This window comes from Maribacter sp. 2-571, assembly GCF_050589625.1.
Lineage (GTDB): Bacteria > Bacteroidota > Bacteroidia > Flavobacteriales > Flavobacteriaceae > Pelagihabitans.
In genome coordinates this window covers 134,870-142,378 of the sequence record NZ_JBNGOP010000014.1, presented here as the reverse complement: position 1 = coordinate 142,378, position 7,509 = coordinate 134,870, and the positions used below count along the sequence as shown (strand labels likewise).

At 44.9% G+C, this 7,509-nt stretch carries 8 protein-coding genes; 4 read left to right on the top strand and 4 right to left on the bottom strand.

All coding sequences use genetic code 11. From position 1 onward, the window contains the following. Positions 1-407 precede the first annotated feature (407 nt). Together ACRD7P_RS12000 and hisS are read left to right on the top strand one after the other, a co-directional pair. On the top strand, positions 408-881 hold the full coding sequence (locus ACRD7P_RS12000; RefSeq protein ID WP_430907859.1) for a DUF6495 family protein: 474 nt from the start codon (positions 408-410) through the stop codon (positions 879-881). A gap of 146 nt (positions 882-1,027) precedes the next feature. Beyond that, complete coding sequence (gene hisS, locus ACRD7P_RS11995) at positions 1,028-2,410, top strand: histidine--tRNA ligase (protein ID WP_430907858.1); 1,383 nt, start codon at positions 1,028-1,030, stop codon at positions 2,408-2,410. Positions 2,411-2,488: 78 nt separating this feature from the next. On the opposite strand, the gene ACRD7P_RS11990 is transcribed toward hisS, so the two are convergent. Continuing rightward, positions 2,489-3,043, bottom strand: coding sequence for an NUDIX hydrolase (locus tag ACRD7P_RS11990; protein WP_430907857.1), 555 nt, complete (start codon positions 3,041-3,043; stop codon positions 2,489-2,491). A 97-nt stretch (positions 3,044-3,140) separates the two neighbouring features. After that, on the bottom strand, positions 3,141-4,232 hold the full coding sequence (locus ACRD7P_RS11985) for a M42 family metallopeptidase (RefSeq protein WP_430907856.1): 1,092 nt from the start codon (positions 4,230-4,232) through the stop codon (positions 3,141-3,143). A 104-nt stretch (positions 4,233-4,336) separates the two neighbouring features. Between ACRD7P_RS11985 and ACRD7P_RS11980 the strand changes: the two genes are divergently transcribed. Next, on the top strand, positions 4,337-5,017 hold the full coding sequence (locus ACRD7P_RS11980; protein WP_430907855.1) for a DUF4294 domain-containing protein: 681 nt from the start codon (positions 4,337-4,339) through the stop codon (positions 5,015-5,017). A gap of 77 nt (positions 5,018-5,094) precedes the next feature. On the opposite strand, the gene ACRD7P_RS11975 is transcribed toward ACRD7P_RS11980, so the two are convergent. Then, the gene (locus ACRD7P_RS11975; RefSeq protein WP_430907854.1) at positions 5,095-5,340 is read right to left on the bottom strand and encodes a DUF6095 family protein; all 246 of its coding nucleotides are present in this window, start codon (positions 5,338-5,340) and stop codon (positions 5,095-5,097) included. A gap of 101 nt (positions 5,341-5,441) precedes the next feature. Here ACRD7P_RS11975 and ACRD7P_RS11970 point away from each other — a divergent pair, with 101 nt between their 5' ends. Beyond that, entirely contained in the window at positions 5,442-6,587 is a 1,146-nt protein-coding gene (locus tag ACRD7P_RS11970; RefSeq protein WP_430907853.1) for a glycerate kinase, read from the top strand. A gap of 65 nt (positions 6,588-6,652) precedes the next feature. On the opposite strand, the gene ACRD7P_RS11965 is transcribed toward ACRD7P_RS11970, so the two are convergent. Further along, entirely contained in the window at positions 6,653-7,507 is an 855-nt protein-coding gene (locus ACRD7P_RS11965) for a DUF4249 family protein (protein ID WP_430907852.1), read from the bottom strand. Positions 7,508-7,509 lie beyond the last annotated feature (2 nt).

Sequence of the window (7,509 nt, the reverse complement as noted above, 5' to 3'; positions counted from 1 at the left end):
GACAAACTCGACGTCATGTTCACGGCCTTTATCTATATCGCCCTGATTTTCGATGCAATTAGTGTTAACACGCCCTAATAAGAACGCTGTAGGGCGTCCTAAAAAGCCTTGGTGAACAACCAGGGCTTTTTTAATTGCGCCAAAGTGCCCGAACCATCGGGCCAGACTATTTTTTTCGGAAAATAAAGATTATCCTATCAAAAAACAGTTTTATACCATTTTAGCTTTGAAATCGCTCGTATAGAAATTGAATTATTTTTTAGTTGTTCGAGGCAAAAGCCTGTCCCCGGCTTGACCGGGGATCAAGCATAGCCTTAGCTACAGTTATTTTTTTTAACGAAGAACAGCTGAAAAAGAAACGATTTATTAGTGCTATTTCAAAGTTAAAATGGTATTACTTTTGCAACATGAAGTATACCCGCTTGACCAAGCAGCAATTGGACGAACTGCATCCGGAGTTTATCAATTTTTTGGCGACCCAATCGATTACCGCATCGGAATGGTCGCAGATCAAAGAGGAGCGGCCCGAAGTGGCCGAACAGGAACTCGATGTCTTTAGCGATTTGATCTGGGAAGGTGTTCTGACCAAAGTTGCCTATTTGGAAAACATTTCGGAACAGCACATGCACCTGTTTCATTGTGCGGAAAAGGAAATGAAACTCCTATCGGTAAAAGTAATGAACCCGGATATCGACTTAACTACCAAAATTGGCTTTGACTGGTTCAAAAAAAACTGGCAGTCCGATTTTGTGGAATACTTGACCGCTGCAAAAGCCTATTCGGAGGATTCCAACCGCGACAAGTTTGAATTGATCCGGCAAGGCGCTTCCATCACCAAAGGCGAACTATACCAATGGTTTGAACGGGTAATCACTGTTTAATACGATTTTAACTTTGAAATAGTATCACAACCCTTCCGATACCCTTTACATATCATTTAGTTGCGGAAATTACCGTCAAAATAGGGTGGTCCCTCTTTTGCAGGAGCGGTTACGGAAAACTATCTTTGCAGTTCAATTAAAATCAAATGGCGCAAAAACCAAGTATTCCCAAAGGTACCCGGGACTTCTCACCGGTGGCGGTCGGTAAACGGAACTATATTTTCGATATCGTCAAAAAACACTTTCGGACCTTTGGTTTTCAGCCAATAGAGACCCCGTCCTTCGAAAATTCCGAAACCTTAATGGGGAAGTATGGGGATGAAGGAGATCGTTTGATCTTTAAGATTTTGAATTCTGGCGATTTTATCAGTAAGGTCGACGATGTTACCTATAGCTCCAAGAAAAGTAGTTCGCTTACACCAAAAATTTCCGAAAAAGCCCTTCGCTATGACCTTACCGTACCCTTTGCACGCTATGTGGTCATGCACCAAAATGAGATTGACTTTCCCTTCAAACGGTATCAAATACAACCGGTTTGGAGGGCCGATCGCCCGCAGAAAGGACGTTTTAGGGAGTTTTATCAATGTGATGCCGATGTGGTCGGCGCCAACTCGTTGCTTCAAGAAGTGGAGCTCGTACAACTGTACGATGCCGTTTTTACAGACTTGGGATTGACCGGTACCACCATTAAACTCAACAACCGAAAAATTTTGGCCGGTATCGCGGAAGTGATCGGGGCCAAAAACAATTTGATCAATTTTACGGTCGCTCTTGACAAGCTCGATAAAATAGGGGCAGAGGGCGTTAAAGCGGAAATGCTGGCCAAAGGAATTACCGAAACGGCCATTGAAAAAGCGGCTCCCTTATTTTCGTTAAAAGGCTCCAATACCGAGCAATTGTCGATTTTGGCGGAATTTTTGGCAGCTTCTGAAATGGGTTCTAAAGGCGTTGAAGAACTGGTTTTTATTATCGATGCCATAGCGGCTTTAGAATTGCATTCCGCTAGCCTGGCCATAGACGTCACCCTTGCCCGTGGACTCAATTACTATACCGGGGCCATTTTTGAAGTGGCCGCTCCCGAAGGAGTAAAAATGGGGTCTATCGGCGGCGGCGGACGATACGACGACCTTACCGGCATTTTTGGTTTAAAGGACGTTAGTGGGGTAGGGATATCCTTCGGTTTGGATAGAATATATTTGGTGCTGGAGGAACTGGATCTTTTTCCAAAGGAAATAGACCGCTCGCTACAAGTGCTCTTTGTGAATTTTGGCGAAAAAGAGGCCCTGGCATCCCTAGGTTTGTTGACCCAACTGAGAGCGGCGGGAATTACGGCCGATATCTACCCCTCGTCTTCCAAACTACAAAAACAGTTCAAATTTGCCAACAATCGTAAAGTTCCTTTCGTAGTAACCATTGGTGCCAACGAACTGGCATCCCAAAACCTTGTGGTCAAAAACATGGAAAACGGCGAACAGACGACTTATGGTTTTAAAGAACTGGACAAGTTGATAGCGCTGTTATTAGGTTAAAGCTGTTATTAGGTTGTATAAATGATTAGTTTTCAATGATGTACGGCGCTGTTGTCCTTTGCAACGATACCGCATCACTTAAAGGGGGATGCGTTGCCTCATTGCGGACAAAACGGTAGCGTAATAGGCATCGCTATGCGGCACATAGGTATAACCATTGTTGTTTTCCAAGATTTCCCTTTTAAAGTGTTGTACCGGAAGAAACCGTAAGGCCGCTACTTCGTTCTCTTGCTTTTTTAGTTGGGAAAGGGCAACTTCCAGCGGAAACAGGAAAACATGGTGAAGCTCATTGTCGATCAGTCCTTTAGTAGGCTTCTTTAGGGATTTAAAAGTGAAGATTTTTTCGAACTGTTCGGCTTCGGCGGTCAAACCGATCTCTTCTTCCATTTCCCGCATGGCGCCGTCAATTACGGTTTCTCCAGCCCCAATATGTCCGGCAACCGACACGTCCCATAACAATGGAAAGGTATTTTTGTCCTTGCCCCGTTGTTGCAATAAAACGTGTCCATCTAAGGTGTAGCACCAAATATGTACGGTATGGTGGAAAAGACCCAACCGGTGTACCTCCGACTTCAACTTTGTTTCCCCGGTAGGTGTGCCATCGGTGTCCAAAACATCTAAGAGTTCGTCCATTTTTCTTTACTAAGGACTTCAACGTTTGATAAAAAAAGTCGCGTACTTCTTTTCGAAAGTAGCGCGACCTTTTGATTCCAATTGCTAGTTAAAAAAATCAGTCTTCGAAATAACTGAATGTTTCCCCTTCCTTTATGGTCAAAAGCGTTTCATAGATCAGCCGGATAACGTTTTCAACATCGCTACGGTGAACGGTTTCCACCGTAGTATGCATGTATCGCAATGGTAACGATATAAGGGCCGATGCAACGCCGCCATTGCTATATGCAAAGGCATCGGTATCGGTTCCGGTCGATCGGGAAGCCGCCATACGCTGAAAAGGAATTTTTTTCGTTTCGGCCGTTTCTATGATACGTTCCCGCAACTTGTTCTGTACTGCCGGCGCATAGGATATTACCGGTCCCTTGCCCATTTCCGTATGGCCCTGAACCTTTTTATCGATCATGGGCGTGGTGGTATCATGGCATACGTCGGTAACGATGGCAACGTCCGGTTTAATGGTCTGTGTGATCATTTCGGCACCCCTTAGGCCAATTTCTTCCTGTACGGAATTGGTAATGTAGAGTCCGAAAGGCAATTTTTTCTTGTTCTCGTGCAAGAGTCGGGCCACCTCGGCGACCATAAAACCACCGGCACGGTTGTCGATGGCACGACACACGAACTTATCCTTGTTCAACACATGAAACTCATCGGGATAGGTGATAACGCAACCGACATGTACGCCCATTTTTTCTACCTCATCCTTATCTTTTGCACCAACGTCGATAAAAATGTTATCAAGTTTTGGCGGCTCTTCCTTTCCGCTTTTTCGGGTATGTATGGCAGGCCAACCGAACACCCCTTTAACGATGCCTTTTTTGGTATGGATGTTTACCCATTTAGAGGGAGCGATCTGATGGTCGCTACCGCCATTTCGGATTACATATAACAATCCGTTATCGGTAATATAGTTTACGTACCACGAAATTTCGTCGGAATGTCCTTCGATGACCACTTTGTATTTTGCATCCGGGTTGATCACTCCAACGGCGGTACCGTAGGTATCGGTAATAAAGGAGTCTACATAAGGTTTCAAATACTTCATCCAAAGCTTTTGACCTTCCCATTCGTATCCGGTGGGTGCTGCGTTGTTCAGGTATTTTTCAAAAAAATCCAACGATTTTTTGGTAAGCAATTTCTTGTCGGCCATATGATGTTATTTTAACTACAAACTTACTAATATTCACGCTGCTTTAATAATATGCCGTATTATTAATCGTTACTTTTGGCAAGGCTTTTGCTTAACCCAATAAGATGAGAAAACAGTTTGTTTATATAACGCTATTGTTGTGCTTTGGCTATGGATGGTCGCAGGTAGAAGAGCAACCGATGGATTCGATTACCGAGAAAAGAATCATCATAGAGGGCGATTCCATAATTAGGAGCGCTATCGATCTAGGGGAAGTGTATGTGTTCGGAAAGTTGAAGTTCGATAACTACAAAGCCAAATTACGGTATTACATTTTACGCCGGAAAACCATAAAAGTATATCCCTACGCAAAAATGGCGGCGGAACGTTTGGTAGAATTGAACGACAGTATCGATAAGATCAAAAAGAAACGACGACGAAAGAAATACACCAAAAAAATTCAAAAATACATCGAGGAGGAGTTTTCGGCAGAACTAAAAAAACTGACCCGTACCGAAGGGCAGATTTTGGTAAAACTGATACACCGACAAACGGGGACCACCGCTTTTGATCTGGTAAAGGAACTGCGTAGCGGTTGGCGGGCATTTTGGTACAATACCACGGCAAAAATGTTCAATATCAGTATCAAGGAAGAGTTTCATCCGGAGGCGGTACGCGAAGATTATCTGATCGAGGATATTTTACAGCGTGCCTTTGCCGCGGAACGATTGGAACGTCAGGAAAGCGTGCTGGATTTTGACTACGCCACCCTCACCGACAAATGGAGGACCCCAAAGAAAAAATAGCCTGATAACTACATAACGGCTGGGGTATTTGTCGAACTTGAATTGAAGTTGTCGGTATTGACAGCTGGAAAATGGCGTTATTCCTTATGGGAAGCAGTGCCTTTTTTACCAAAAAAAGCGTCGACCACCGTTTTTATGGCACGAAACCCCATTACAACGGCCGCTATCGCCAAAATAAAACCGAGGATCAATACCGGATAGTACAAGGGGTGTCCTTGATTTTTAAAGGCTTGATAGATTGTGAAAGGAGCGGTAAAGCACAGCGCTACGGTATATCCAAAAAATTTGATTCCCCGTAATAGCTGATCTCGATCGGTTCTCATATGTTCGCTTTCTGCTTCACTTTCAAAAGTAACCATTAAGCCCTATATTTCCGTATAATACCATTTCAAAGTTAACATAGTATAATTATAAAATTAATCAAATGGATGGTTCGATACGCTTTTTGTTGGCTCCCGATAAATTTAAGGGTTCTTTGACCGCTATGGAGGTCGTTTCTGCCGTAGCCCGAGGCTTAAAGACGTCCCATGGGGAGTTAGAGGTGCATACGATCAGTGCGTCCGACGGTGGGGACGGTTTTCTAACGGCCATCGCGGAACAACTTACCGTGGAAAGGATAGGGACAAAAACCGTTGATCCCCTTGGTAGGACCATCGATACCTATTATCTGTGGCATGCAGCCCATAAAACGGCCTATATCGAGTTGGCCAATTCCGCTGGGTTGGAGCTTTTATCCGACACGGAGAAAAGTGCGCTGACAACGACCACAAAAGGGACGGGAGAGCAGATCAAACACGCCCTTACCGAAGGGGCCGAAAAAATTTATGTCGGCCTGGGCGGCAGTGCCACCAATGATGCCGGTATGGGAATCGCAAGTTGTTTCGGTTATCGATTTTTGGATGCCAAGGGAACCCCTTTGGCACCCATAGGGTCCAATCTTGGGCAAATAGCACAAATTGTCGTCCCCCAGGCGTTTGCAACACCCAATAATGTAGCGGTTTTTGCCGTAAACGACGTGAACAATCCATTGTATGGCCCCACCGGGGCCGCTTATACATATGCGGCACAGAAAGGGGCCGATACAGCGGAAATAGAACAGTTGGATTTGGGACTGCACCATTTTAGCAAAGTGGCGAAGGCCTGTCTGCATACGGATTTTTCGGAGGTAAAGGGAGCTGGTGCAGCCGGTGGAACGGCATATGGACTGCAAACTTTTTTAGGCGCCGTTTCCATATCGGGAACCGACTTTATGCTTCAGCTTACCGAAACGGAAAAGTTGTTGGAATCGAAACGGTTCGACTATATTATTACCGGTGAGGGAAAATTCGATTTGCAAACCTTACACGGGAAATGGATCAAGGGAATGGTCGATCTTGGTAAAAAGTTCAATGTTCCCGTAATCGCTATTTGTGGTGTTTCCGATTTGGCGGAAACGGAATGGAGAAAAATGGGTTTGCATGAGGTACTGCAAGTGAAAACACCGGACATGACCGTTGCCTATAGCATGCAGCATGCCGAACGGTTGGTTTCGGAACGGATTCAAAATTATTTCGACACCACAGTCCATTAACGTATTCCGAATGCCCTTAAGGCTTATTATAATACCAGAAATGGTATAACACCCGACTTTTAAGTTTACTCGATCAACAGGTCTTGTGTAAAGGTTTGGCTTATGGCAAAGTAGCCCAACGCGAAATTATCCACATCCTCGGAAGCGTTCGGAGTCCCGCTATTGGTAACGTTGACCACATTGCCCCTTACCGTTGCAGAAGGGGTTTGAAACGGACCTTGGGCACCGCCATCCGATTGGGCAATAAGTTGATTCATATAGTTATAAAACCCCCTGTCGGCGCCTAAAATTTCCACGGTGATTTCCATACCGGGTGCAACACCATCATCATAAAAATAGGAAAATTCGAAGGTCTGCCCTTGATAAAATTCGTCTTCACTGACCAAATACTCGTTAAAATCAAAATCGAAAACATAAAAATTATCGGTTTGTATATCGTCGGTAAAGGCGATGACCACTTCGGTTTCCTCCTCACTGAACAGATTACCGTCACCTTGGCTCAGTCGGTCTATGGGAGCGGCAGGGGCAAAGGCGGTCGTGGCCAAATAACGTTGCCCTTCATGCGAAATGGAGAGGCTTATGGTTCCTTGCGTAAAAAAATCGGTCGCTTTGTTCCCTTCATAAAGACCGGGAGCTATTTCATTAAGAAGAAGGGTATTGGAGTCTTCCGGACCTTGGGGAACGTAATCCGGGTTGGTCATAACAATGGATTCCAAACTTGTGGGAACGACATCACCGAAAAAAGAACTGGTTAAACTTGCCCTTACCTGAACGGTCTGCGAGGCGGCTGTGGTATCGTTCAAGCGCAACAAGGCATCAATGGACAATCGCGGGGGTTCGCTTGGAACATCGACATCGATTACATCTTCGCACGACATGCCCGCCAAAACAATGCAAAAAAGTATGGCATAAACTCTCATGG